General features: G+C 71.8%; 3 protein-coding genes. All 3 read right to left on the bottom strand.

Translation table 11 applies throughout. The features are described from left to right. The coding region (locus A4X16_RS14790; RefSeq protein ID WP_067121915.1) for a putative quinol monooxygenase at positions 1-294 on the bottom strand (294 nt) is incomplete at its 3' end. 82 nt (positions 295-376) lie between these two features. Further along, positions 377-1,363 carry a phosphotriesterase family protein gene (locus A4X16_RS14785; protein ID WP_067121912.1) on the bottom strand — a complete coding sequence of 329 codons (987 nt, stop codon included), beginning with the start codon at positions 1,361-1,363 and terminating at the stop codon, positions 377-379. Next, positions 1,360-2,307 (bottom strand): shikimate dehydrogenase family protein, encoded by a 948-nt coding sequence (locus tag A4X16_RS14780; RefSeq protein WP_067121908.1) that lies wholly within the window; start codon positions 2,305-2,307, stop codon positions 1,360-1,362. The genes A4X16_RS14785 and A4X16_RS14780 overlap by 4 nt, the downstream gene beginning before the upstream one ends. Positions 2,308-2,333: the final 26 nt, after the last annotated feature.

The raw sequence follows: 2,333 nt of genomic DNA, 5'->3' as shown, positions 1-2,333 counted from the left end.
GATGCGGCGGAGGAACGTCAGGATCGAGGCCGGCTCGACGATCAGCTCCTGCAGCGCGGCGTTGAAGGGGGCGCCGGCCGGCGAGGCGAGATGCTGCTGGAAAGCCTCCTCGTCGCGGTAGACCTCGAAGACGAAGAACCGGTCCGGGTCGTCGACGAGACGGGTCGCCTCGAACAGGACGTTGCCGATCTCCGCGTGGACGACCTCGGCGAAGTCGCGCAGCAGGTCCGCGACGCGATCGCCCTCGCCGGGACGGGCGGTGAACATCGCGTGCAGGATGGTCTGGTCGGACATGGGTGCTCCTTCGGGTGGGGATGCCGGTGGTCAAGGGTATGCGACGCGCGGCGCCCTCGCTTCGGCGGCTTCGCTGCCTCGGTCAGCGACCGGGGGCAGAACCGGGGACAGGACCCGGGGCGGCGGAGAGGCTGAGCAGGCGGGCCGGATTGGCGACCAGCATCCGGTCGACGGCGTCGTCTCCCACTGCATCCCGCAGGCGCGGGAGGTAGCGCTCGCCGAGGTACCCGAGTCCCGGCATGCCGCCGTAGGCGATGTAGCGGGTGCGGCGCGCGACGTCGCCGCCGAGCACGATGCGGTCGGCGCCGACGCGGTCGACCACGGCAGCGGTCAGCGTCAGCAGCTCGGCATCCGACCGTGTGCGCGGGCGGGCGAAGCCGTCGTAGCCGAGGTGGGCGCCGCGCTCCACGAGCGACGCGTGCAGACCGGGATCGGGGTCGCGGTCGGCGTGCGCGAGCACCACGCGATCGGATGCCACGCCCTCGCCCGCGAGCAGATCGAGCACCTCGTGGGCTGCGGTGCAGAACTCGAGGTGCACCATGACCGGCGCGTCGGTCGTCCGATGGGCCGCCGCGACCGCGAGCAGGGTCGTGCGCTCGAAGTCGCCGATGCGCCAGTAGTCCGCGCCGCCCTTGAGCAGCCCGGCGCGCACGGGGCCGCCGTCGGGAGCGACGGCCGGTGCACCGGAGGGATCGACATCGTCCCGCGGCATCCCCTCGACGATCTCGCGCACGAACCGCGCGGCCAGGTCGTCCACGTCGAGGGCGCGGATCGGGTGGTCTGCCGCGTAGTGCGCCTCGCGATGCCTTCCGGTGGTGGCGACGATCCGCAGCCCCGTGCCGGACGAGATGCGGGCGAGGGCCTCGGGGTCGCGCCCGAGACTGATCGGCGTGGCGTCGACCATCGCCGCGAACCCGCTGTCACGCAGCAGAGCGGCCTCGACGCCCGAGAGGTCCTCGTCGTCGAGCTCGTCGCCGGGGAGCAGCGGGGACACCTGGAACAGGTGCTCGTGATAGTCCGTCGTCCCCAGCTCGGCCGGGTCGACGTCGCCGAGGACGGTGCGGATCATCGTCGCGCGGTCTCCGCGGCATCCGCCAGCCGCTCGACGATCTCGGGCGTGAGGTCGAGCTCGAACACGTCGGCGACGACCTGCGACCAGCCGTGGATGAAGTACCGCCAGCCGTCGATGACGTGCAGCCGGCGGTCGGACTCCTGCGCGCGCGCCTGGTGCAGGAACTCGAGCGAGCCGCGGTAGTTGAACTCCCACACCCAGGCGCCCTCGGGGAAGACGACGTCGTCGGGCAGGGGCGAGCCGGGCCGGTCCTTGCCGAGGCCGGTGGCGTTCACGATGAGCGAGCCGGCGGGTGCGGCGGCGACGATCGCCGCGGCGTCGTCGACCGTGTCGGTGCGGACGTAGGAGATGAGCCCGTCAGCGGTGCCGTGCTGGCGGTGCACCTCGCGCAGGTGGTCGAGCTTGTCGTCGTCGCGTGCCGTGACCGTGATGCGCGCGGGAGCGTCTTCGCGCTCCGCCAGCGCCCAGCTGAGCGCGGTGCCCGAGCCGCCCGCGCCGAGGATGACGACCTCGGCGCCGGTGCGCGCGAAGTGGTCGGCGGGGAGGAAGTCGTTCAGTGCGAGGTCGACCGTCAGCGGATCCTTCGCGCGGCCGATCAGACGGTCGCCGCGCTTCGAGATGCTGGAGATCTCGGAGCACGACACCGCGAACGGGTCGAGTTCGTCGAAGAGGTCGGATGCCGCGGCGAAGACGTTCATCTTGTGGGTCGTCACCAGTGCGCCGCGGTGGTTCGGGTCGTCGCGGATCTGCTCGACCATGGCGACGTACTGCTCGGGGGTCGCGTCCATGGGCAGGTCGTGCCCGACGAGGTGGTGGGTCGGGAGTCCGAGGACCTGCGCCCACTTCGGGAACACCTGCATGATCGACGACGAGCCGGTGCTGACGCCCACGAAGCCCATGTAGCCGGCGGCGGTCGTGGCGGGGTTCTCGGTGATGGTCATGGCCTGTCTTTCGGGAGGGAGGGACG

The organism is Microbacterium sp. H83 (assembly GCF_001650405.1).
Taxonomy (GTDB): Bacteria; Actinomycetota; Actinomycetes; order Actinomycetales; family Microbacteriaceae; genus Microbacterium.
Note: the sequence above shows the minus strand (reverse complement) of the source record. Positions and strands in the feature narration are given on the sequence as shown.

Coding starts and splice junctions, on each gene's coding strand:
- A4X16_RS14780 (WP_067121908.1), bottom strand. CDS start 2,307: ATGACCATCACCGAGAACCCCGCCACGACCGCCGCCGGCTACATGGGC.
- A4X16_RS14785 (WP_067121912.1), bottom strand. CDS start 1,363: ATGATCCGCACCGTCCTCGGCGACGTCGACCCGGCCGAGCTGGGGACG.